Raw genomic sequence first — 23,235 nt, forward strand, 5'->3', positions numbered from 1 at the left:
CACCCGCAGCTCAATTAATAGGTCCTGAGCCTAGCCGAGCAGGCCCACCGGCAGTTTGCGAATGAGCATACTCTCGGCCTCCTTAGCACGGCCCAACGGCTTTCCATCTCTGTGCTTGTCGGGCTATTTGATCCCGTAAATCTGTTGCTATGGCTCGTAGCTATCAGAATTGGATGGCGCGTTGCCGGTGGCGCTGGGTTTGGTCGTGTCGGGCAATTTGTGGCAGGCACCGTAGGCGGCGCTATCGGAAAAATGATTGCTGTTGGTGTATCGGACGTCTTTGGCAAAGTTACCGAAGGCTCCGATTATGCTCATGCTGCAATACTCGGAGCGGGGCAAGCGGGGGTGGTGCTGTCTAGTATATGCATATGGCGATGGATTCGTGCCGATGCTCACAGGAAAGCAGCCATCTCGATTCAGCGGCAGCTTGGAGAACTGGACCGAGAGCGGCGCTTCGGGTTCGTCGTGCTGCTTCTTTGGATTGTTCTGTTTCTTGCACACTGGTTCATCGCCAATCCATATCGTCATGAGTATGGACCTACCTATGTTGGGCTGTTCTTGCTCTGGCTGATCTTTCCGCCGATTGTTGCATTTGGAGCGTTGAAAGCCTTGAAATGGGCATCGCGGGGCGCTCCTCTCCCGGATCGCGGAGTGGGCGACAAGGGGCTTGATGGCGGATAAGGCGCCAGGGCGGGGCCGACCACCTCACCCCACCTCATACCTGGGCAGCTTGGCAATGGCCGCCACCTTCGCCTTTAGCGACACGTCCCCTAGCTCTCCGCGACTGTGTCGGCACTATGCCCCTGGATTGCGGCCCCCACACCGGGGGCCATCCCAACGTCCCGCGCCAAGGTCTTGAAGCGATGCCGCCAGCCGTGCGCCGGCTGCACATCCGGGTCCGGATTTGGGGCGCTAAGCCGGCAGCTTCACGGCCAGGACACACGCCCGCTTCGCCTCCATGCCTGCCGCTCCAGGGTATCGCCCCATCGTCATGGGCAGCGGCCCGGCTTCCTTGGAATGGCCCACCACGTCCGCCAGGGTCCAGGCGGTGAAGCCGGTGCGGGCTTGCCTGTGTCCCGGCAGCTTGTCTTCCAGCTTCAGCTCGCGGAGAAGGCGGGACGTGGCGAGGGAGATTGAGGCTCCTCGGGAACGCTCTTGACTCTCCGGTGTCGTCAGTTCGGGGAATAGGTAGGTGGGGCCGGCCTTGCCCTGGCATCGGGCCGTGAGGAGGGGCAGCAAATCGGGGTGCACGGGGACGGCGCGGGACGCAGCGTCGGTCTTGCCCTCGACCACCTGAAGGAATGGCCCCTCGCCCTGCAAGTGCACGTCCGCGACCCTCAATGCGGCGATCTCTCCAAGGCGCATTCCCGTGAGCGCCGCGACCTGGCTCATATCGCCCAGGTGGGTGCCTTCCGAGGCCTTAAGAAGGGCTGTCACCTCTGCGTCGGCGAAGGGGCGGGTTGATCCGCCACCGTCTGGCGCCTTGGCCTTCTTCGCTTTCAGCCCTTGGCCCCGCCATGGGTTCTCATCCGCATGCCCCCGCTTGATCGCCCACGACCACAGCGCCGACAGCCCCGCCAGTAGCTTGTTCGCGACTGCGGCGGATGCGCCAGGGGTGATGAAGGCGTCTTGCATAAATTTGCCGGCCACCTTCCGGGGCAGCGCCTCGAATGCAAGGGGCACGCTTTCCGTAGCTGCCCATTTGGAGAGCATGGCGAACGCTTGCCGGTACGCGGCCTCCGTGCGGCCGGCGTACTGTGCCTCGGTCAACCACATATCCACGAGCGGTTCCACCAAGGTCGCCTTGCCGGTGGCGACATCCACGAATGCCTTGGCCGTCCGGTAGCCGTGCCGGTGTTCGATCTCGTAGGCCCTGTCGGTGAGGAGGGACGACATCACCCCTTCGCTTGGATCGTCTTCCGCCTGGAGCCGGTCCCGCCATTCCATCGCCTCGCCACCGAGAAGATCGGCGCCCCGGACCTGCTGTCGAGCCTGTTCGATACGGCCCTTGAGGCGGGCAATTACCTCCCACTTCCTGGCGTTGGCGAGCGACAGGCTGTCGGTGTGGAGGCCCTCCACCAGAAAGGCGCTGCCAATGGTGGGGCGCACCTCCTTCGGCACCTTGATTCGAACCCTCCACTGGTTCCCGTGCTGCTCAAGGTGGCGCCTGTCGTGCCTAGATGCCATAGTGCGGTGGTGCTCCACTGGTGAACCGCTGCAAGTTCACCAAGGAGAAGGCGGAAAGCCCTTTAAGTCAAGGCGGATAGGGGTTTTCGTGTGGGGTGGTAAGTCGTTCTGATGACATGAGGGTGCGTCGCGTCACGCGGACCCCTGTGCCGGAAGGTCGCCCGCACAGCCGCCAGATCGCGAGGTCCCCTCGACCATGATGCTTCGCATCGGGGGAGGGAGCCCATGCCGTTCGTTCGTCGTCTGGTTGCCCGTGGCGTGCGAAAGGGGGGCGGCGCCGTCCGCCTCCTGGCGCTGGCGGCGAGCGTCGCGCTGCCGCTCGCCGGCCTCTCCTTCTCTGCTGCCCCGGTGGCGGCGCAGGCCACGCGTCCGCCGGCGCCGCTGCCGCCCCCGGCGACCACGCCGCCCGCCACCATGCCGCCGCTCGCGGGTCCGCCCGCCGCCGCCCCGGTGCCGGCGCCGCCTCGCCCGGCGGCGCTCAAGAGTTTCCAGCGCGCCGATCTCGTCACCGGCGCCCGGCGCTTCGAACGGCACCTGCGCCGCGAGGTGGTTCCGCCCACGGTTCCCGTCGAGCGCATCCGCCGCGAGGCGGAGCAGGCATTGCAGCGCAATGACGCGCGGTCCGCCGTCACCGCCTACAGCGGGCTTGCCCTGGTGACGCCGCAGGACGCCGGCGTGTGGCTGCGGCTGGCCCGCGCTCTCGCCGCCGTCAAGCCCAATGAGGATGAGGACGCCGGCGCCCTCACCGACAATGCGCTGGCCGCGGCCTATATCTCCTACCGTCGCGCGGCGACCCGGGCCGAGGAGGCGGATGCCCTGGCCGTCATCGGTCGCCTTTATGCCGCGCGCGGCCTGTGGAACGCGGCGCTGGAGACCCTGAAGGCCTCGCTGGAGCTGCGCGACGCGCCCGCCGAGCGCGCGTTTTATGACAAGCTCCGCGAGGAGCATGGCTTCCGCCTGCTCGACTATACGGTCGAGGCCGATTCGGCGGCGCCGCGCGCCTGTGTGCAGTTTTCCGAAGACCTTGCCGCCGCCACCGATTTCGCCCCGTTCGTGCAGGTGGCGGGGCTCGATGCGCCGGCGGTGACGGCGGAGGCGCGGCAGATCTGCGTCGAGGGCCTCAAAGCGGGCGAGCGCTACACCCTGCGCGTGCGCCCCGGCGTTCCGGCGGCCACCGGCGAGAGCCTGCGCAAGCCGGTGGAGCTGTCCTTCTATGTGCGCGACCGCGCGCCCTCGGTGCGCTTCACCGGCCGCAACTACGTGCTGCCGCGCACCGGGCAGAAAGGCATTCCCATCGTTTCGGTGAACACCCGGGCGGTGAAGGTGAACATTCTGCGCATCGGCGACCGGGCGCTGGTGCCCACCGCCATCCAGGGCGAGTTCCGCCAGAACATCGACAGCTACGTGCGCGAGCAGATGGCCGCCGGGACCGCCATAGCCCTCTATTCCGGCATCCTGGAGGTGGAAAGCCCGTTGAACGGCGAGGTCACCACCGCCGTTCCCGTCACCGAGGCCATCGGCAAGCTGGAGCCGGGCGTCTATGTGATGACGGCCAGGCCCGACCGGGTGCTGGGCGATGACGACTACGGCGCCGAGGCCACCCAGTGGTTCATCGTCTCCGACCTTGGCCTGACGGCCCTGTCGGGACAGGACGGGGTGCATGTGCTGGTGCGCGCGCTGGGCAGCGCCCGGCCGGTGGCGGACGCCACCGTGCAGCTGGTCGCCAAGTCCAACGAGGTGCTGGGCGAGGCGAAGGCCGATGCCGATGGCCATGTGCGGTTCGATCCCGGCCTGTCGCGCGGGCCGGCCGGCCTGGAGCCGGAGGTGGCGATCGCCCGCACCCCCGCCGGCGACTATGCCTTCCTTTCCCTGAAGGAGAGCGCCTTCGACCTCACCGACCGGGGGGTGGCCGGCCGCGAGGCACCGCGCGCCCTCGACGCCTTCGTTACCCCCGAGCGCGGCGTCTACCGCTCCGGCGAGAGCGTGCACCTCACGGTGCTGCTGCGCGATGCCCAGGGCCGCGCGGCAACCGGGGTGCCGCTGACCCTCATCCTGCAGCGGCCGGACGGGGTGGAGGATCGGCGCCTGGTGGTGTCCGACCAGTCGGCGGGCGGGCGGGTGGCGGACTTCGCCTTGCTCAAGGGCGCCGCCACCGGCACCTGGCGGGTGCGCGCCTTCACCGACCCCAAGCTGCCGGCGCTCGGCGAGGCCGCCTTCCTGGTGGAAGACTATGTGCCCGACCGGGTCGAGTTCACCCTGTCGGCCAGGGAGGGACGGGTGTCCCGCAGCCGGCCCGCCGAGCTGCTGCTGGAAGGCCGCTTCCTGTTCGGCGCCCCCGCCTCGGGCCTTGACGTGGAGGCGGAAACGGAGGTGCGCATCGCCGAGAACCGCAAGGGCTTCGAGGGCTACCGCTTCGGCAATGCCGACGACAGCGTGCTGCCCGAGCGCCAGCCGGTGGCCGATGCGCCGCGCACCGATGCCGCCGGCCGCGCCAGCCTGAAGGTGGCCGCCACCGCCCTGCCGTCCACCGCCCGGCCGTTGGAGGTGGAAGCCCTGGTGCGCCTGGTGGAGGCCGGCGGGCGCGCCGTCCAGCGCACCCTGGTGCTGCCGGTGGCGCCGGCAGGCAGCCAGATCGGCGTGAAGCCGCTGTTCGCCGACCGGGTGCGGGAAGGGGAGGTGGCCCAGTTCGACGTGGTGGTGGCCGGCATCGACGACCGGGTGCTGGCGGCCCCCGGCCTCAGCTGGCGCCTGTCCAAGGTCGAGACCCGTTACCAATGGTACAAGGCCGGCAGCTCTTGGGACTATGAGCCGGTGAAGGTGGTGACGCGGGTGGGCGAAGGCCGGCTGGCGACCCCGGCGGACGGCCCGGCCCGGCTGTCGGTGCCCACCGAATATGGCCGCTATCGCCTCGACATCTCCGGCGACGGCCTGCCGCTCACCTCCCTCGGGTTCGATTCCGGCTTCGGCGGCGACGGCACCGCCGACACGCCCGACAAGCTGGAACTGACCCTGGACCGGGCCGCCTATGCGGGCGGCGACACGCTCGCCGCCACCCTCACCGCCCGTGCCGCCGGCACCGCCACCGTGATGGTGCTGAACGAAGGGCTGCTGGCGCAGAAGGTCATTCCCGTCTCGCCCGGCGCCAACCCGGTGAGCTTCAAGGTGGCCGATGGCTGGGGGCCGGGGGCCTATCTGGTCGCGTTCCTGCACCGGCCGCTGGACGTCGCGGCGGGGCGGATGCCCAGCCGGGCCATCGGCCTCGCCTGGTTCTCCGTCAACCGGGAGGCCCGCACCCTGGGGGTGGAGCTGACCCCGCCGGCGCAGATGCGGCCCGACGCGACGCTGGCGGTGCCGGTGCGCGTTTCCGGCATCGCCCCCGGAGGCCAGGCGTTCGTGACGGTGGCGGCGGTGGACGTGGGCATCTTGAACCTCACCGGCTTCAAGCCTCCGGCGCCGGATGCGGTCATCTTCGGCCAGCGCCGGTTGTCGCCGCAGATCCGCGACCTCTATGGCGCGCTCATCGACGGCATGCAGGGCAATGCCGGGCGGCTGCGCTCCGGCGGCGACGGCGGGGAGGCGGCCTTCCAGACGAGCCCGCCCACCCAGGCGCCGCTGGCGCTGTTCTCGGGGATCGTGCCGGTGGCGGCGGACGGCACGGCCCTGGTCTCCTTCCCCATTCCCGCCTTCGACGGCACCGTGCGGCTGATGGCCATGGCCTGGAGCGCCGACAAGCTGGGCCACGCCGCCACCGACGTGGTGGTGCGCGACAAGGTGGTGGTGCTCGCCACCCTGCCGCGCTTCCTGGCCAGTGGCGACCGCTCCACCCTCACCCTCGACCTTGCCAATGTGGAGGCGCCGGCGGGCACCTACCGGCTCGACGTGACCGCCTCCGGCGCCGCCGGCCTCCCGCAGCCGGCGGGCGAGGTGACGCTGGCGGAGAAGCAGCGCGTGGCCGTTCGCCTGCCTCTGGAGGGGCGCGGCGTCGGACCCGCCACGGTCGAGGTGCGGCTGACCGGGCAGGGGGTGGACATCGCCCGCAGCTTCGCGCTGAACGTGCGGCCGGCCTATCCCGAGATCACCCGCCGCACGGTGCGCACCCTGGCGCCGGGGGAGAGCCTGACGCTGTCGAAGGCGCTGGTGGCGGACCTGCTGCCGGGGACCGGAGCGGTCGCCGTGAGCGTGACCCCCAACAGCAGCATTGACGTGCCGGCCCTGCTGGCGGCGCTCGATCGCTATCCCTATGGCTGCGCCGAGCAGGTCACCAGCCGCGCCTTGCCGCTGTTGTCCTATAACGACCTGTCGGCGCTGGTCGGCCGCGCGCCCGATCCCGTCGCGGACGCGCGCATCCGCGACGGCATCACCCGCCTCATGGCCCGCCAGGGGTCTGACGGATCGTTCGGCCTGTGGGCGGCCGGCGGCGGGGATACGTGGCTCGATGCCTATGTCGCCGATTTCCTGACCCGCGCCAGGGAGAAGGGCTTTGCCGTGCCCGAACCGGCGTTCGCACTGGCCCTGGACCGGCTGCGCAACACGGTGAACCTGGCCGGGGCGGAGATGCAGTCCACCTCCGAGGGCCTCGCCTATGCGCTCTATGTGCTGGCCCGCAACGGCCGCGCGCCCCTGGGCGACCTGCGCTACATCGCCGACACGCGGCTGAAGGCGCTCTCCACGCCGCTGGCGCGGGGGCAGGTGGCGGCGGCGCTGGCGCTGCTGGGCGACCGCGCGCGCGCCGAGCGGGTGTTCACCGTGGCGCTGGAGGGCCTCCCCGCGAGCCCGGCCGACCCGCAGGCGGGCCGGGCCGATTTCGGCTCAGTGCTGCGCGATGCGGCGGCGCTGACCGTGCTCGCCCGCGAGGCCGGCCTGGAGAACTATGCCGACATCGCCCTCGCCCGGGTCGATGCGGCGCGGCTGCGCACCGAGCGCACCTCCACTCAGGAGAACGCATGGCTCATCCTGGCCGCCACCTCCCTCGTCGACAGCGCCAAGGCCATGCGGCTCGAGGTGGACGGCGCCGAGGCCCGCGGCGTGTTCGGCCGCGCCCTCTCCCGCGCCGAACTGGAGCGCGCGCCCCTCACCGTACGCAACGGCGGCGCCGAGCCGGTGAAGGTGGTGGTCTCCGTTACCGGCGCGCCGGCCGCCTCCGAGCCGCCCATCGCCCGCGGCTTCGCCCTTGAGCGGCGCTATTTCAGCCTCGACGGCAAGCCCATGGACCCGGCGCGGGCCACCCAGAACCAGCGCCTGGCGGTGGTGCTGAAGGTGGCCGAGGACCAGGGCGCGCTGGCCGATATCTTGCTGGTGGACTACCTGCCCGCCGGCTTCGAGATCGAAAACCCCAGTCTTGTTCAAGGTGGGGAGGATGGCGGCTTCGCCTGGCTGGACCAGACCAGCGAGGCGGCGCATGTGGAGTTCCGCGACGACCGCTTCGTGGCCTCCGTGACCCGGCAGGAGGGGGACGACCCGTTCGTGGTGGCCTATGTGGTGCGGGCGGTTTCCCCCGGTCGCTACGCCCATCCGCCGGCGGTGGTGGAGGACATGTATCGTCCGGACCGGTTCGCCCGCACCGGCGCCGGCACCGTGGAGGTGGCGCCCGGGCGATGAGCGCGCCAGTGCCCGAACCTCCGGCTGCTCTTCCCCCCGGCTTCGGCGGGCGGCGGTTTGCGCTCGGCGTCCGCCTGGCGGCGGTGACGGGCATCGCGCTGGCGCTGATCGGCGGCGGCGCGGCGGCGGGGCTGGCCGGGCTGCGCGGGGCGGCCCCGCCCGCGCCCCATCCCGCGCTCTCGCGGGAGGTGCTGGATCGCGACGGGCGCCTGCTGCGCCCCTTCGCCCTGGCCGACGGCCGGTGGCGTCTCGCTGCCGGGCTGGAGGACGTGGATCCGCGCCTGGTCGCCCTGCTGGAGGCCTATGAGGACAAGCGCTTCACGGCTCATGGCGGCATCGACCCGGTGGCGCTGGCGCGTGCCGCCTGGCAGGGGCTGTGGGCCGGGCGGGTGGTGTCCGGCGGCTCCACCCTCACCATGCAGGTGGCGCGGCTGCTGGCGCCGCCGCGCCCGCGCACCTTCGCCGCCAAGCTCGCACAGATGCGCCGGGCGCTGGAGCTGGAAGCGCGGCTGTCGAAAGCAGAGATTCTCTCACTTTATCTCACCCTGGCGCCCTATGGCGGCAATATCGAGGGCGTGCGCGCCGCGGCGCTCGCCTATTTCGGCAAGGAGCCGCGCCGGCTGACCCTCGGCGAGGCGGCAGTGCTGGTGGCGCTGCCCCAATCTCCCGAGGCCCGGCGGCCCGACCGTGACCGCGCGCGGGCGGTGGCGGCGCGCGACCGGGTGCTCGATCGCCTGCTGGGGGAGGGCGTGGTGTCCGCCGACGAGGTGCGGGTCGCCAAGGCGGAGCCGGTGCCCGGGCGCCGCCGCGAGATGCCGCGCCTTGCCCCCCATCTGGCCGAGGACATGGTGGCCGCGCGCCCGGCGGCCACCCGCCACCCGCTCACCCTCGACGGGCCGCTTCAGGAGCGGCTGGAAGCGCTGCTGCGCGAGCGCACCCAGGCCCTGGGGCGCGGCCTGTCGGCGGCGCTGGTGGTGGTGGACACCGACAGTGCCGAGGTGCGGGCCTATGTGGGCGGGCCTGACTTTTCCGACCGCACCCGCGCCGGCGAGGTGGATCTCGCCCGGGCCGTGCGCTCGCCCGGGTCCACGCTGAAGCCCTTCATCTATGCCCTGGCCTTCGACGATGGCATCGCCCATCCCGAAACCCTCATCGAGGATCGCCCGGTGCGGTTCGGCGCCTGGAGACCGGAGAATTTCGACCACGGCTTCCAGGGCACGCTCTCGGTGCGCAAGGCGCTGCAGATGTCGTTGAACGTGCCGGCGGTGCGGCTGCTGGATGCGGTGGGGCCGCAGCGCCTCGCCACCCGCATCCGCGAGGCGGGCGCGCGGCTGGAACTGCCGCCGGGGGCGGCGCCGGCCCTGCCCATGGGCCTCGGTGGCGTGGGCATCCGCCTGACCGATCTGGCCTTGCTCTATGCCGCCCTGGCGCGCGGCGGCGAGGCGCGCCCGCTTGTCTACCGGCGCGACGAGGGCGCGCTGGCGGCGCCGCGGCGCGCGCGGCTGGTGGGCGAGGTGGCGGCCTGGTATGTGGGCCAGTGCCTGCTGGGCACGCCCGCGCCCGAGAACGCGCTGGGCGGGCGCATCGCCTTCAAGACCGGCACGTCCTACGGCTATCGCGATTCCTGGGCCGTGGGCTTCGACGGCCGGCGTACCGTTGCGGTGTGGGTGGGGCGGCCGGATGGCCAGCCGGTGGCCGACCTGACCGGGCGCAGCGCGGCCGCGCCGCTGCTGTTCGAGGCCTTCGCCCGCATTGCGCGCACGCCAGCGGCCCTGGGACCGGCGCCGCGAGGGGTGCTGGTGACGTCGAACCCGCGCCTGCCGCCGCCCCAACGCCATTTCGGCGGGGCCGGCGAGGGGCGCGCGATGCAGGTGGTCTACCCGCCGGACGGCGCCCGGGTGGCGCGCGAGGGGGAGGCGGCCGGCGGGGGGGGCTTCGCGGTGAAGGTGGAGGGGGGCCTTCTGCCCCTGACGCTGCTGGTGGATGGCCGGCCGGTAAGCCGCTCAGAGGACCGGCGTTTGTTGTTCTGGAACCCGGAGGGGGCGGGCTTTGCCCGGATCACCGTCATCGACGCCAGCGGCCGGGCCGACAGCGTCACCGTACGCGTGGAGTGAGGCCGGTCCGGCCCGCCGGATGTGACGCCGCCCTTTTCCGCCAGAGACAAGAAAAATCCCGCACATCGAAAGATGTGCGGGACAAGTCCTTGGGAGGAAACGCAAACTCTAAATGGCTCGAACCGGGTCAGTGGCGGGGGTGGAGCACCGCGGGAACATCTTCCCGAGGCAGTCCCATCAGGTCCTGTTCGCTGTTGCGCAGGTGGGTGGGATCCTCGAAACGATCCGCCATCCGTCGCGCCTGGGCGACAGCCGCGAAGAAATCGGACATCGCCGCGCCAACCCGCGCGATGAAACCGTGCCCGTCCTGGGCGCTCGCATGCACCGTAGCCATTTCCAACTCCATGATCTGACGCAGAGATAGGCGGATCGCGCGCGGCGCGGCAGGGGGCTTTGTGCATGGCACCATTGCGCGACCTGTATGAGTGTCCGCCTGTGGATGACTCAAAAAGGGTCTGGACCCACCGATGCCGATTGGGTACTAAGCGCCAGTGCCTTCGGGCACACCCTTCGAACCCCCGCTCATCCGGCTCCGCCGGCGGCGGTAGGCGAAGCTGGTGGGGGATAGTTCAACGGTAGAACCGCGGACTCTGACTCCGTTAATCTAGGTTCGAATCCTAGTCCCCCAGCCAACTGAAAATTCTTCGAAATCAGAGCATTGAGAAAGCGTCGCGTCGCCTTGGTGGCGCGCGCTTCCGGCTTTTCTCGCTCTCCTCATGCGGGTCTCCGGTGCCGTGCGAACGGCCGCCATGGCACCGTATGGCGCGGTCGCGGGGCGCCGCGCTGCTGGTCACGCTGGATCAGGTGGCGATTTTCGAAGGCGGCCGTGAAGGCGGTGGGGCGTCGATGGCGAAACCTCGCCAGAGGTGCCGGGCGCTGTCCCGTGGGCGGGCTGTCTTGTCGCGGCCCGGCTGGGGACCTGCGGGATGCGCCGACGTCCCTGCACGTGCGGGGATGATGTTCGAGAGGCGCGTGGGGCGGGCGGTGGGCCGCAGATGCTTCGCGTCGTCGCGGGCGGGGGCTTGGCCGGACCATGGTGGCGCAGGCCGCTGGCGCACCACTGCGGCGGGCTGTTCGGCGGGGTACCGCGTCCGTGCCCGCGGCGGCGGCGCTCCGCGCCCGTCGCCCCCAGGCGGACATCTGCGGCGGGCGTTTCAACCCGAGATGGCACCGCGGCCCGCTCGCCAATTTCCATGCGGCGTCGCGCGGGCAATGGTATGAATTCATCATTGCGCTCGCTTCGGATTGGTTGACCGTCTCATGAGGAACTTCAGTCCCCCGACGCATGGGCAACGCTCAGGTCGCTATTCGATCAGGCTGCCATTATTGATGGCCAGTGCCATTGTCGCATCCATGCTTTCAATCGGCTTCGTCTTGATGTGGCAGGGTTGGAATGCGGCTCGTACGGCCCTGCTTTCATCTGCCAAGGATCAAAGCCTCTTGATGGCGAGGCTGGTTGATGAGAGGGCGCAGAATATATTGAGCTCCGCCGCGTTCGCGCTGACAAGTCTTTCATTCGATATCATTGGGGATGCAAGTACGATAAATGATAGAATTTCGAGAATTAATATATTTTTTGATTCTCTCAATAATATAAAAATATTATCTTCAATATATGTCGGATATGAAAACGGAGAGTTTTTTCTGCTGCGGAGAATTGGGAGTGCTGAGGAGAGAAAAGCCTTTAATGCCCCTTCCGATGCCGCATTCCTCCTGCAAACGCTCACAAAATATGAAAATTCAGATCTGCGGGGAGAGTGGCTTTTTTACGATGAGCAGATGCAGCTTTCAGGTCGGCGGCTCATGCCGGACTACAGATTCGATCCCCGCTCGAGGCCTTGGTACAAATTGGCTGAACAATCGGGCGGAATTCAGCTTTCAAGCCCATACGTCTTCTTCACGACGCGTAATGTCGGTGTAACTTTAAGTAAAAAATCAGCCTCCAGAAATGCCGTCGTCGCCATAGACATCGAGCTCTCTGAGTTGAACCGGCAGATGGAAAGCCTGCTGCCGACGCCGCGGACAGAGGTCGCGCTGACGGGTGGCAACGGGTTGATTGTGGCAAGCACCGATAGCGGGCAGAATTTTTCTCAACAGGGTGATGTTGTCAGGGTAAAATATATTTCAGATTTGAATGAAGAGCCCATAAAAAATCTTGCAGGCCTCAATTCAAGTCCGGATCAGATCCGTAGTTTTTATGCGATGGATGAGCAGTGGCAGGGTATCAAGGTGCCCCTTTCTGCCATTCGTTCCAATGAATTGGTTCTTTATATCGCCATGCCGGACGGCGATCTGTTCCAGGCCGCCCGCCACGGGTTGGCGCGCCAGGCTTTGGATGCGACCGTGGTCGTTTTCGTTCTCATGCTCGCGGGGTGGTTCGGTGGCGCGAGGCTGGGCCGAAGCGTCTCTCAGGTGACGGATCGGGCGGAGCGGATGTTGCGGTTCGATTTCGAAACGCAATCGAGCGGCGGAAGCGCCATTTCTGAAATTCAGGCTCTCGAAACGGCATTAAACAAAGTCTGTGTCACCATTGATAGCTTTCTTGTCACATCCGATGTGATCGGGCGTGAAGGAAATGTCGATCGAATGAATGGAAAAGTGCTTAAGAATATCGTTGCCGCAACAGGATGTTCTTTTGGTGCTCTTTATCTCATGGATTCCGCCGGGTTTCAGCTTCAGTTGAGCGCGGTATCTCAGAAGCAGTCGGACAATGCGATCTTTCCGGAGCCGACGCTGCCGATATCCGCCATATCCGGAGAGCGCGTCATTTCCGAAGATCTCTCGGGCCGTGGGCAGATGATCGTGCCGCTCACCAATCGGCAGCACCGGCCGATCGGATTGATTGTTTTGGTCTATCCGCTGGACAACCGGAGCGGCGGGGCGGCTTTCACCACATTCGTGGAAAAGCTGTCGGGCGCATTGTCGTCCGCGATCGAGACGCGGCAGCTGTTTGAGGCGCAAGAAAATCTGCTCGACGGATTCGTGCGTCTCGTCGCCGACGCCATCGACGCCAAGAGCCCCTATACCGGCGAACATTGTCGGCGGGTTCCCGAACTGGCGATCATGATGGTCGACAAGATGGCGTGTGAAACGCACGGACCATTCCAGGCGTTTCGTCTCACTGACGCGCAGCGCTACGAGTTTCGCCTCGGCGCCTGGCTGCACGATTGCGGGAAGGTCACCAGCCCTGAGCACATCATCGACAAGGCAACGAAGCTGGAGGCGGTCTACAACCGGATCCACGAGATTCGGACCCGTTTCGAGGTGCTGTGGCGCGATGCGGAGATCGCCCATCTGCAACGGCTTGGCAAGGGAGACGACGCGTCGCGCTCGGCCGCCGAGCGCGACGCGCTCCAGGGCCGGCTGAGAGAGGAGTTTGCCTTCGTCGCCAACAGCAACATCGGCGGCGAGTTCATGAGCGAGGAGGCCATCGCGCGCATCCGCGAGATCGGCGCCCAGACGTGGCTGCGGCACTTCGATGACCGCCTGGGACTCTCGGTGGAGGAGGCGCGGCGGCTGGAGGGGCGCGCGAAAGAGAGCCTGCCCGCGCAGGAACGCCTTCTTGCCGACCGGCCGGAACACATCCGGCCATGGGGTAGCGTCCGCCCAGCGGTGGAGACGGGTGATCCGGCCAATGCCTATGGTTTCGACATGAAGCTTCCGGCGCATCGCGCCAACCTGGGCGAGATCCACAACCTCTCCATCGGGCGGGGCACGCTGACGGAGGAGGACCGTTTCAAGATCAACGACCATGTGGTCCAGACCTACATCATGCTCAAAAGCCTGCCCTGGCCGAACTATCTCTCGCGGGTGCCGGAGATCGCCGCGACCCATCACGAGCGGATGGACGGCAAGGGGTATCCGCGTCGCCTGACGGGAGAGAAGCTGTCCACGGAGGACCGGGTGATGGCGATCGCCGACGTCTTCGAGGCGCTCACGGCCGCCGATCGCCCCTACAAGCCGGCCAAGACGCTGTCGCAGTCGCTGCGCATCATGGCCCTGATGTGCAAGGGCGGGCATGTCGATCCGGTGGTGTTTCGCTATTTCCTTGAGAGCCGGCTATGGGAAACCTACGCCGGGCGCCACCTGAACGAGGCGCAGAGGGACGCGGTGGATGTCGATGCGCTGTGCGCGCTCATCCCGCGGGCAGCCGAGGCGGCGTGACGACTGTTCGAGCGTGCGCCGCGGGGTCTTGGGGGCGCCCGCACGGCACGTGAGCCGTCATCCCCCCGGTCCGGGTCAACACCGGCGTCGAGGGGAGACGTCAGGGGCCGGGCGGACCCGGTGGCGGCGTCCGCGGCGCTCAGGCCGCCTTGACGAAGTCGACGAACTTGCGGACCTCTCCCCGCAGGGTCTCCGCATGGTGGGCCAGCTCGCTCGCCGAGGAGAGCACCTGCGCGGCGGCGGACGAGGAGACTTCCGCGGCGTGGGTGACGCCGGTGATGTTCGAGCGCACCTCATTGGCCCCGGTCGCGGCCTGCTGGACATTGCGGGCCACCTCGGTGGTGGTGGCGCCCTGTTCCTCCACCGCCGCGACGATGGCCGCCGCGATGGCGTTCATGTCGCCGATGGTCTTGCCGATGGCCGATATGGTGGTCGCCGCGCCGGTGGTCGAGCCTTGCATGCCGTTGATCTGGCCGGAAATGTCGGCGGTGGCACGCGCCGTCTGCTCCGCCAGGCTCTTGACCTCCTGGGCAACCACCGCGAAGCCGCGCCCCGCCTCGCCGGCGCGGGCGGACTCGATGGTGGCGTTGAGGGCCAGCAGGTTGGTCTGCGCGGCGATGTCGCCGATCAGCCCGACAATGGCGCCAACCTTTTCCGCATCGGCCCGCAGACTGGTCATCTGCAGGTTGGTTTCGTCGGCCTGGCCCACGGCGCGGCTGGCGATGGAGGTGGATTGCGTGACCTGCCGGCCGATCTCATGGGCCGAGGCGGCAAGCTCCTCGATGGCGGCGGCGACGCTCTGGACGTTGGATGCCGCCTGATCGGCGGCGCTGGCCACCGCCGCCGCCTGGGCGGAGGTCTCCTCGGCGGTCGCGGTGAGGCTCTGGGCCGCGGCCTGCAATTCCGTGGCGGCCGAGGACACCATGTCCACCACGCCGCCCACCGCTTTTTCAAACTGCTCGCCCAGCGCATTCATTTCCGAGCGGCGGAGCGCCTCCGCCTCGGTCCGCGCCTTGAGGGCCTCCTGTTCCAGCGCGGCATTGCGTTCAAGGCCGGTCTTGAAGACCTGGAGCGCGTTCGCCATCTGGCCGATCTCGTCGCGCCGGCCGAGGCCGGGTACGGCGGTGGACAGGTTGCCGGCGGCCACCGCCTCGATGGCGCCCGCCATGTCGAACAGGGGTCGGATCGCCCGCCGCGACACCAGGATGAGAATGACCGTCACGGCCACGACGACCGCCGTCAGGCTGGCAAGGGCCCAGGCGAGGCTCGTCCAGGCCGCCTGGATGGCGCCGGACATGGCCTTCTCGGCCTCGTCAAACGCGGCGTCCCGCAGCGCGATGACGCTGCTCCACATGCGCACCGTCTTTGAGCGGTAGCCCGGTCCATCAAGGGGGAAGTCGCCGCTGTCGAACGCCGGCAGCATGTCGCGGCTCAGGTCGGCGAAGCGCTGCACATAGTCATCGTTCGCGGTCTCGAGGGCGGCGACGAAGCCCGGGGCCCGGGTCCTGAGGGCGCGCAGCGCCCACAGGTCGCCCCAGGTCTGCTCGACGCGGCCCTGCAGGGCAAAGAAGGCGTCGCGCTGCGCCGGGGAAACCGGCTCGCGGGCGGTGACGAGGGTCTGCAGCATGCCGGCCTGTCGCCCGCCTTGATTGCGCAGGGCCAGCACCGTCACGGCGGTGTCGCTCCAGGCGAAGCCGACGCCGTTGGCGGCGGCAAGCCTGCGCAGTTGCGCCGCCATGGCGTCCGATGACTTGGTCACCATGGCGTCGGTCTTCTCGACCACGATGTTCCAGGCCGTGCCGCGCTGGTCGATCGGCCGGCTCAGGGCCTCGTCGGCAGTCGCGCGCAAGGCGCGATAATCGCTGGCGATCTCCTCCGCCGCCGCGACGATGGCCGCCGCGTCGTCCAATGCGCCAAGGGTGGCCCGGGCGCGGACCTTGATGTTCTCCATCGCCTTCTCCGTGTCGGCCCGAAACGCGGCGAGCTCGGTGCCGGCGGCCTGGGACGCGGTCATGGTCTGAAGCGCCAGGGTGGTCAGTCCGCGCTCCGGGTTCAGCAGCTTGGGCACGTCCGCCAGGGCGCGGATCACGTCGAGGCGCGCAGCGGCGCCTTGCGCGGTGGTCAGTTGCTCCCACTGGCGCACGGCCATGAAGATGGCGAGTGCGCAGGCGATCGCCGCGATGACGAAAATGGAGAGCGAGAGCAGGCGTTTGATGGACATGTCCCGGGCATCCTGGACTGGAGCGGCGGAGGTCTTGAATGGGATAAATTCAAAGACGAAGGCTTGCGCGAGGATGGTGGGTGCGGCGCTTTTGCGCGGAAATCGGCGGCCTTGGCGCCTCGGGGAGCGTCCTGGGGGATGTCCCTGCGCCAGCTCGCCCGGCGGGGTTGCGCGCGGGGCGGTGTGGAGGCGAAATCCGTAGTGTTTTATTGACGTTACGTCATATCGATGCACCGCACCGATGTACCAGTGTTCGTGCTTCGCGTCCTGAAGAACGGCCACGGCCGGTGAGGCAAGCTCACCGGCCGTGGATCGAATCGGGCCCGTGGCGACGCCACGGGCGGTTGGGATGGCGCCCCAGGCCTCAGGCCGGGCGCGCGCCGGTGTGGACGATGGTGCCCACATGCTCGCCGCGCAGGGCGGCGGTGAGGCGGCCGGGCACCAGGCCATTCACCACCTGCACGCGTTCCAGGTGGCGGGCATTGGCCATCACCTCCACCAGGGCGCGATCGAACGGCAGGGTGCCGTCGTGCTTGGCGAGGTCGTCCACGGTGGCCTCGCGCAGGAGTTGCGCGGCCTCGCCGCCCGGCGCCTTGGGATCGGCCGTGTACACGCCGTCCACGTCTTCCACGATGGTCAGGCCGGCGGCGCCCAGGGCGTCGGCGAGCAGGAAGGCGCCGGTGTCGGCGCGGTGCGCCGGGATGCGGGCGCCGGGGAACTCATGGTGATGGTAGGGCGGGAAGGCGCTGCCCACCACCGCGCGAGCGGCCTGGAGATGGATCGCCAGCTGGCTGGCGATGGTCGGGTGCTCCACGTAGGAGACCCCTTCCGGCGCCAGCAGCGAGGCCAGGATATGGCCATTCTGACCGGCCTCGCTCGCCGCGAGCGGGGCCAGGGAGCCCACCGGCAGGCCGAGGTCGAGGCCGACGCCGTAGAGATGGCGGGCCCGCACGCCGGCGCCCGTCAGGATCAGCAGGCGGTGCTCCGGCAGCAGCTTGCGCAGCTCGTCGACGATGGGAAGGATCGCCTCGGCGCCGCGATCCATGATGGAGCGACCGCCGATCTTCACCACCTGCAGCCAGGGCAGGAGGCGGATCGGGCGTCCACCGGCGATGGGGCGGGTCAGCTGCCCGTCGAGAAGGGTCTGGCTCGCGAGCGGCGAGGCGACGTGCTTGATGCTGCTGGTGTTGAAGTCGGGCATGGCAGTTCTTCTCAGCTCGCGGTGATGAGGGTGCCGACGTGCTCGCCGGCCAGGGCGCGGGTCAGGTTGCCGGGAACGAGGCCGTTCACGACCTGCACCTGGCGCACGTGGCGGGCGGCCTTCAGCAGGTCGAGCACCGGGAATTCGAGGATGGAGTCGTGGAGGCCCCGGGCCTTCATCTCGTCCACGGAGATCTTGGGAATGAAGGTGGCGTCCTTGGAGGTCTTCGGATTGGCGGTGTAGAGGCCGTCCTCATCCTTGACGTAGATCATCGCCTTGCAGCCGAACTGCTCGGCCAGCAGGAAGGTGCCGGCATCGGTGCGATAGGGCGGGATCACGCCGTCGGCGGCGGGGCGAATCCACAGCGAATAGGGTGGCATGCCGCTGAAGACCACGGCGTTCACCTGCTCCAGGTAGAGCGGCACCGCCGACAGGCCGGCGCCGTCCACCTTGGAGATGCCGTGCTTGGCCAGCAGCTGGCCCACCATCTCCGCGTTCTGGTCGGCCACCGAGGCGCCGAGCTGGGCCAGCACGCCCGCCGGCAGGTTGAGTTCCGCCGCGATGGAATACAGGTGCCGGGCCCGGGTGCCGGCGCCGGTGCCGATCAGCAGCTTGTGGTTCTTGCGAACCGCGACGATCTCCTCAAGGAGCGGGAAGAGCGCGGCGCGGCCACGGTCGATGAGGCTCTGGCCGCCGATCTTGATCACCGTCGCGTCCGGCAGGATGCGAAAGTCCGCAGCCGTATCCGCCGCCGCGAGAAGCTGGGCGTCGGTCAGGGATCGCTGGGTGAGGAGCGCGTCAAGCTCCGCCGTCGTGTTGGCCATCGGGATGCCTTTCGTTGCTTCCGTGTATTGCTTGTTCTTCGGGGAGCTTGATACTGCGCCTGGACAGGCCCGGGCAATATGCGAAAAACATGTACCTTTTACATCGTCGGGAAAAAACGACGAGAAATGCAGGGGGCGATCATTCTTTCCGGATTCCAGGGCGGGTGGCATCGAAACCAGGGTGCGTAGAATAAAGCCCCGGCACCCTTCAGAAATCGCGGCCGCAAGCCCGTTACGGCCGGGCATTCCCTCTATGGCCGTGGCCGGACATCCTGGCGTCCGCCGCCGGAAACTGACCCTTTTTCAGGTTTCCCGCCCCTCCGGCCCGCGACGATCCGATGATCGGCAACCCTTCAAATGGATCTTCGCAGGGGGCGCCGGCCCTGTCCATCGTCCTTGCGGCGCACAGGTGAAGAGGTGGTCTCAAGGTAACGAGTGTATTTGAAATATAATTTAAAATCCCTATCGATATAGGGCTTTGACGCGTAATTTTTATTGAATGCTTTCAGTGCAGTTATTTTGTTTCGCGTTCCAGATCTGGTCTGCCGGGCGGTTCTTATGGCGGGCCGGTGCCTGAGGCTTGGTGCGATGCGGTGGAGTTGATGGGGTGGGCCAGGACGCCGCGCGAAGGTGAAATTCTTGTGATCTGAATAAAGATCATATTCTTACACAAGTCATGCCATCGGCCCCGGTCTTCGACCGGTGCCAAGCGAGTCCGCTCAAGCGCCGCGCGGGCTCGACCGGAGCCCCATCAGTCAAGCTTACGGGCCTTTGGTATCACGAGGCCGCCCCGGTGCGGCCGCGGGCGCGACCGCAGCCATCCGCCCGCGCGCCGCGCGCGGTGTTCAGCACTGGCGGCGCCGGTTCGCCGAAGGCTGGATGGCGGGGCGCGCTGTCAGGGGGCGGGGGTCGGCTCGCCCAGGGACAGCATCAGGCGGTTGGCCCAGTTGAAGAAGGCGGCGGCGTGGATCACGTCCGCGATCTCGCCGTCGTCGAGGCCGGCGTCCCTCAGCCGCACCACATGGCCGGCATCGAAGGCGGGCGGCGTCTGCGTCAGAGCCCCCGCTGCCGCTGCGATGGCGCTCCAGCGCTGGTCGAGCGGCGCTGACAGGCCGCGTTCGAGCAGGCGCCGGACCGCCTCCGGCTGCTTGGAGAGATGGACGGCGAAGCGGGCATGGACCGAGGCGCAGAAGATGCAGCCATTGACACGCGAGACGGCGGTGGCGGCGAGCTCGCGCGCGTCGCGAGGCAATCCGTCCGTGGTGTTGTAGAAGATGTCCTTGTCGGTGCGGGTACGGGCGGCGAGGATGTCGGGGTCTCGCGCCAGCAGCATGAAATAGGCCGATTTCGCCCGTGCCGGGTCCACCAGGGCCGCGCGGTGGTGCTCGGTCAGCTCGGCCTCGGGCAGCGGCGCCAGCCACGGGGTCCAGCCGATCTGCTCCAGGGTGAAGGCATTGGGCGGGGCGGCGATGGCCGGTTCGATCAAGGCTTCGGTCATGAGGGGCTCCGCTCAGGCTTGCGCCAGGACCCTGAGGCCGGCGACGACACGGATCTGGAAGGCGAGGAACGCCACCAGCTGGGACAAGGTGACGATGCCGGTGCTGCTCCAGCCGGCGTCGATCAGGCGCCCGAGATGCGCCGGCCGCGCGTCGCGCGGGTGGAACACCAGCAGGTGAGCATGGGCGAGCGCCGCCGCGAGCCGGGGGCCGAGCGTCGCCGCGTCGTTGGCGGCGAACGCGAGATCGGGACCCGGCTGGTCCTCTGTCGACAGCGGACCGGCGGGGTAGCGGCCATAGGGGCCGTGCGCGGCGCCCCTGGCGGCGGCGGCTTGCACCGCTTCGACCAGCGCGGCCCCGCCCGGCTGCCGGCGCAGGGCATCGGCATGGTGCGCGGCGAGGTTTGGCGCGGCGTGCAGGAGGGTGACGAACAGCGCCACCGCATGACGTTCGGCGCGGCTCGCGTCGGCCTCGGAGCGGGGGGTGAACAGGGCCTCGTGGCTGTCCTGCGCTGCCTGTGCGGTCACCGGGCGGCGGGCGCGTAGCCGATCATCCGGCGGAACGCCGGAGGCCTCGGCGATGATGTCGGCCGAGACTCCCGGCGCGGAGACTCCGGGCGCCGGGGCTCCCGGCGCGGAGGCGCCGATCGTGGCGGTGGTGGACGGGGAGGTTTCGGTCATGGGTGGCTCCCAGGTCTGTCGGCAGGTCTGTCGGCAGCTTGGTCGGCGGCGGCGCGCGGGCCGGCGGCTTGATGCCAGCCCAGCGCCGGGGCGACATGGCGTGCGGTGAGGGTCAGGGAGGCGAGGACATCGACGTGGGGCGGGTCGATGGAATGCACCTGGAACACGATGTCGGTGGCCCGCGCCAGCGCGGTGTCGGCCTTCAGCGAGGCGATCACCTCCTCGGGCGTGCCCACATGGCTGTCGAGGGCGGCGATGAGGTCCTCCACCCGGGTGCTGGCGAAGCGATGGCCGGCCGCCTCGAACCGGCGCGCCACCCGCGACAGGCCGGCTTCGGCCAGGCGCAGCGCGTGGCCGCGGTCCTCGGCCACGAACAGGCTGCGCGAGGCCAGGATGCGCGGCGCCCGGCCGGCTGGCAGGGCGGCGAGATAGGCGTCGATGATGGGGGTCTGAATATCCCACAGGGTGGCGCCGGGGGCCTCGGCCGGGCGCGGCTGGGTGCGCGAGAGCATCAGCCCGTCGCCGCTTTCCCCCGCGAGTCGTCCGCCGGCGACGGAGAAGGTGGCGAGCCAGGTCCGGTCGAGCAGCCCCGGTGCGGTGGGGTAGAGGGTGGCGGCGGCGGCCAGCGGCCGTCCGGCCCAGGCGTCGCGCACGATCAGCAGGTTGTCGCCGTAGACCGCGCCGCGCCGGTCGCTGGCGATGCCGAAGGCCTCGAAGGATTCCCGCGTGCCGCCGGTGCCGAACCCCACCTCCAGCCGGCCGCCGCTGATCAGGTCGAGCACGGCGGTGTCCTCGGCGGCGCGGATGGGGTTCTCCATGGGCAGGGTGATGACGCCGGTGCCGAGGCGGATGGCGCGGGTTCGCGCCGCCACATGCGCCAGGAACACCGCCGGCGCCGGCAGGCCGCCCTCGTCGGGGTGGAAATGATGCTGGGCGATCCAGGCGCTGTCGAAGCCCAGTGCCTCGGCATGGAGGATCTGCGCGGTCGCCAGGCGGTAGCGCTCGCCCGCGTCGCCGTCGTCGAGCAGGCGGGTGAAGAAGCCGAGGCGCCGGGCGGGGCGCTCGGCGGCGGGCTTGCCGGGGGTCCCGGTCATGACACGTCCTCCACGCGGGGGATGAAAGGCGGGGCGGGCCGGGGCAGGGCGCGGCCGGGAATGGCGTCGATCAGCTCGCGGGTGTAGGCGCTGGCCGGACGCGCGAAGACGTCCGCCACCGCCCCCCACTCCACCTGCCGGCCGTGGTGGAGCACCGACACCGTGTCGGCGATCTGCCGCACCACCGCCAAATCGTGCGAGACGAACAGGTAGGTGAGACCGAGATCGCGCTGCAGCGTGCCGAGCAGGTCGAGGATCTGCGCCTGGACCGTGACGTCAAGCGCCGACACCGCCTCGTCGAGCACCACCACGGCGGGATCGAGCACCAGCGCCCGGGCGATGGCCACCCGCTGGCGTTGGCCGCCGGACAGGGCATGGGGCCGGCGCTCCAGCGCCGCGCGCGGCAGGCCGACACGGTCGATCAGCGTCTCCACTTTCCGCGTCCGCTCGGCCGGGGAGAGCGGGGCGAAATTCAGCAGCGGCTCCTCCACCACCGCGCGGATGGTCTGGCGCGGGTCGAGGGAGGCGAACGGGTTCTGGTGCACCATCTGGATGATGCGCCGGAACGCGCGCCGCGCGTCGCCCTTGAGCGTGGCGAGGGCTTGGCCTGCCACCTCGATCCGCCCGGAGGTGGGCGCGAGGAAGCCGGTCACCGCGCGGATGGCGGTGGTCTTGCCGGACCCGCTTTCGCCGACGATGGCATGGGTGGTGCCCCGTGCCACGGCGAAGGAGACGTCATCCACCGCCCGGAAGCGCCCGCGCCCGGGAAGCGTGAACTCCTGCACCAGCCCGTCCACCCGCACGGCGATGGGGGACGCGGGCGGCACCGGCGGCCGGGCGACGGCCGGGCGCAGCGCCGGCGCATCGGACAACAGGCGCCGGGTGTAGGGGCTTTGCGGATCGGCGAGCACGGCGCGGGTTTCTCCCTGCTCCTGGATGCGGCCGTGCCGCATCACGATCAGCCGGTCGGCGCGGTCGGCGGCGACGCCGAGATCGTGGGTCACCAGCAGCACCGCCGTGCCGTGGGCCCGCCGCAGCGTGTCGATCAGGTCCAGGATGCGCCGTTGCACCGTCACGTCGAGCGCCGAGGTGGGCTCGTCGGCGATGATCAGCGCCGGTTCGAGGGCGATGGCAATGGCGATCAGCACCCGCTGGCGCATGCCGCCGGACAGCTCGTGGGGATATTGCCGGGCCCGCAGCTCCGGTTGGCCGAGCCCCACGTGGTCGAGCAGTTCCACCGCCCGCGTGCGCGCCGCGCGGCCGGAGGCGCGGCCATGTACCTTCAGGATCTCCGCCACCTGCGCGCCGATGGTCAGCACCGGATCGAGGGAACTGGTCGGGTCCTGTGGCACCAGGCTGACCACCGCCCCGCGCACGGCATCGAGCCGCCGGGGGCTGAAGCCGGTGATGTCGATGCCGTTGAGGCGCACCGTGCCGGCCTCGACGGCGCCGCCGGCCGGCAGCAGGCCGATGACCGCCTGGGCGGTGGAGGTCTTGCCGGAGCCGCTCTCCCCCACCAAGGCCACCACCTCGCCCGGCGCCACCTGGAACGACAGGTCGTGCACCACGCGGGCGCGCCCGGTCCCGGCGCCGTAGGCCACCGTCAGGCCGTCGACGTCGAGCACAGGCGCCGTTGCGATCCGGCTCATCGGTGGT

At 69.2% G+C, this 23,235-nt stretch carries 13 protein-coding genes and 1 tRNA gene; 5 read left to right on the top strand and 9 right to left on the bottom strand.

Annotated elements, in window-relative coordinates:
- Positions 1-252: 252 nt before the first annotated feature.
- On the top strand, positions 253-681 hold the full coding sequence (locus tag V5F53_RS01595; RefSeq protein ID WP_509212809.1) for a hypothetical protein: 429 nt from the start codon (positions 253-255) through the stop codon (positions 679-681).
- Between the two features lie 231 nt (positions 682-912).
- Here V5F53_RS01595 and V5F53_RS01600 read toward each other — a convergent pair whose 3' ends face one another.
- Positions 913-2,121 carry a tyrosine-type recombinase/integrase gene (locus V5F53_RS01600; protein ID WP_509212811.1) on the bottom strand — a complete coding sequence of 403 codons (1,209 nt, stop codon included), beginning with the start codon at positions 2,119-2,121 and terminating at the stop codon, positions 913-915.
- A 291-nt stretch (positions 2,122-2,412) separates the two neighbouring features.
- On the opposite strand from V5F53_RS01600, the gene V5F53_RS01605 reads away from it, so the two are divergent.
- A complete protein-coding gene (locus V5F53_RS01605; RefSeq protein ID WP_393998158.1) occupies positions 2,413-7,785 on the top strand; it encodes an alpha-2-macroglobulin in 5,373 nt (1,790 codons plus the stop codon).
- On the top strand, positions 7,782-9,899 hold the full coding sequence (pbpC, locus tag V5F53_RS01610; RefSeq protein WP_509212813.1) for a penicillin-binding protein 1C: 2,118 nt from the start codon (positions 7,782-7,784) through the stop codon (positions 9,897-9,899). The genes V5F53_RS01605 and pbpC overlap by 4 nt, the downstream gene beginning before the upstream one ends.
- A gap of 127 nt (positions 9,900-10,026) precedes the next feature.
- On the opposite strand, the gene V5F53_RS01615 is transcribed toward pbpC, so the two are convergent.
- Entirely contained in the window at positions 10,027-10,233 is a 207-nt protein-coding gene (locus tag V5F53_RS01615; RefSeq protein WP_393998156.1) for a hypothetical protein, read from the bottom strand.
- A 224-nt stretch (positions 10,234-10,457) separates the two neighbouring features.
- On the opposite strand from V5F53_RS01615, the gene V5F53_RS01620 reads away from it, so the two are divergent.
- A tRNA-Gln gene (locus V5F53_RS01620) sits at positions 10,458-10,531 on the top strand.
- Between the two features lie 697 nt (positions 10,532-11,228).
- Entirely contained in the window at positions 11,229-14,063 is a 2,835-nt protein-coding gene (locus tag V5F53_RS01625) for an HD domain-containing phosphohydrolase (RefSeq protein WP_393998155.1), read from the top strand.
- A 139-nt stretch (positions 14,064-14,202) separates the two neighbouring features.
- Here the strand turns inward: V5F53_RS01625 and V5F53_RS01630 are convergent, their stop codons facing one another.
- From V5F53_RS01630 to V5F53_RS01660, 7 genes are all read right to left on the bottom strand, one after another.
- Positions 14,203-16,284, bottom strand: coding sequence for a methyl-accepting chemotaxis protein (locus tag V5F53_RS01630; RefSeq protein WP_393998154.1), 2,082 nt, complete (start codon positions 16,282-16,284; stop codon positions 14,203-14,205).
- A 364-nt stretch (positions 16,285-16,648) separates the two neighbouring features.
- Positions 16,649-17,485, bottom strand: coding sequence for an amino acid kinase family protein (locus V5F53_RS01635; RefSeq protein WP_393998153.1), 837 nt, complete (start codon positions 17,483-17,485; stop codon positions 16,649-16,651).
- An 11-nt stretch (positions 17,486-17,496) separates the two neighbouring features.
- Entirely contained in the window at positions 17,497-18,309 is an 813-nt protein-coding gene (locus V5F53_RS01640; protein ID WP_393998152.1) for an amino acid kinase family protein, read from the bottom strand.
- Between the two features lie 895 nt (positions 18,310-19,204).
- A complete protein-coding gene (locus V5F53_RS01645) occupies positions 19,205-19,807 on the bottom strand; it encodes an alkylhydroperoxidase domain protein (RefSeq protein WP_393998151.1) in 603 nt (200 codons plus the stop codon).
- Between the two features lie 12 nt (positions 19,808-19,819).
- Entirely contained in the window at positions 19,820-20,485 is a 666-nt protein-coding gene (locus V5F53_RS01650) for a CMD domain protein (protein ID WP_393998150.1), read from the bottom strand.
- Positions 20,482-21,579: a putative FMN-dependent luciferase-like monooxygenase gene (locus V5F53_RS01655; RefSeq protein WP_393998149.1), complete on the bottom strand. Its 1,098-nt coding sequence runs from the start codon at positions 21,577-21,579 to the stop codon at positions 20,482-20,484. The genes V5F53_RS01650 and V5F53_RS01655 overlap by 4 nt, the downstream gene beginning before the upstream one ends.
- Positions 21,576-23,228 (bottom strand): dipeptide ABC transporter ATP-binding protein, encoded by a 1,653-nt coding sequence (locus V5F53_RS01660; RefSeq protein ID WP_393998148.1) that lies wholly within the window; start codon positions 23,226-23,228, stop codon positions 21,576-21,578. Before V5F53_RS01660 ends, V5F53_RS01655 begins: the two co-directional genes overlap by 4 nt.
- Positions 23,229-23,235 lie beyond the last annotated feature (7 nt).

Origin of the sequence: Xanthobacter cornucopiae (genome assembly GCF_043195065.2) — a bacterium.
Lineage (GTDB): Bacteria > Pseudomonadota > Alphaproteobacteria > Rhizobiales > Xanthobacteraceae > Xanthobacter.

What these genes read in the sequence shown, in the direction of transcription:
- V5F53_RS01595 (WP_509212809.1), top strand. Translation starts at nt 253, where the DNA reads ATGATTGCTGTTGGTGTATCGGACGTCTTTGGCAAAGTTACCGAAGGC.
- V5F53_RS01605 (WP_393998158.1), top strand. Translation starts at nt 2,413, where the DNA reads ATGCCGTTCGTTCGTCGTCTGGTTGCCCGTGGCGTGCGAAAGGGGGGC.
- pbpC (WP_509212813.1), top strand. Translation starts at nt 7,782, where the DNA reads ATGAGCGCGCCAGTGCCCGAACCTCCGGCTGCTCTTCCCCCCGGCTTC.
- V5F53_RS01615 (WP_393998156.1), bottom strand. Translation starts at nt 10,233, where the DNA reads ATGGCTACGGTGCATGCGAGCGCCCAGGACGGGCACGGTTTCATCGCG.
- V5F53_RS01625 (WP_393998155.1), top strand. Translation starts at nt 11,229, where the DNA reads ATGGCCAGTGCCATTGTCGCATCCATGCTTTCAATCGGCTTCGTCTTG.
- V5F53_RS01630 (WP_393998154.1), bottom strand. Translation starts at nt 16,284, where the DNA reads ATGTCCATCAAACGCCTGCTCTCGCTCTCCATTTTCGTCATCGCGGCG.
- V5F53_RS01635 (WP_393998153.1), bottom strand. Translation starts at nt 17,485, where the DNA reads ATGCCCGACTTCAACACCAGCAGCATCAAGCACGTCGCCTCGCCGCTC.
- V5F53_RS01640 (WP_393998152.1), bottom strand. Translation starts at nt 18,309, where the DNA reads ATGGCCAACACGACGGCGGAGCTTGACGCGCTCCTCACCCAGCGATCC.
- V5F53_RS01645 (WP_393998151.1), bottom strand. Translation starts at nt 19,807, where the DNA reads ATGACCGAAGCCTTGATCGAACCGGCCATCGCCGCCCCGCCCAATGCC.
- V5F53_RS01650 (WP_393998150.1), bottom strand. Translation starts at nt 20,485, where the DNA reads ATGACCGAAACCTCCCCGTCCACCACCGCCACGATCGGCGCCTCCGCG.
- V5F53_RS01655 (WP_393998149.1), bottom strand. Translation starts at nt 21,579, where the DNA reads ATGACCGGGACCCCCGGCAAGCCCGCCGCCGAGCGCCCCGCCCGGCGC.
- V5F53_RS01660 (WP_393998148.1), bottom strand. Translation starts at nt 23,228, where the DNA reads ATGAGCCGGATCGCAACGGCGCCTGTGCTCGACGTCGACGGCCTGACG.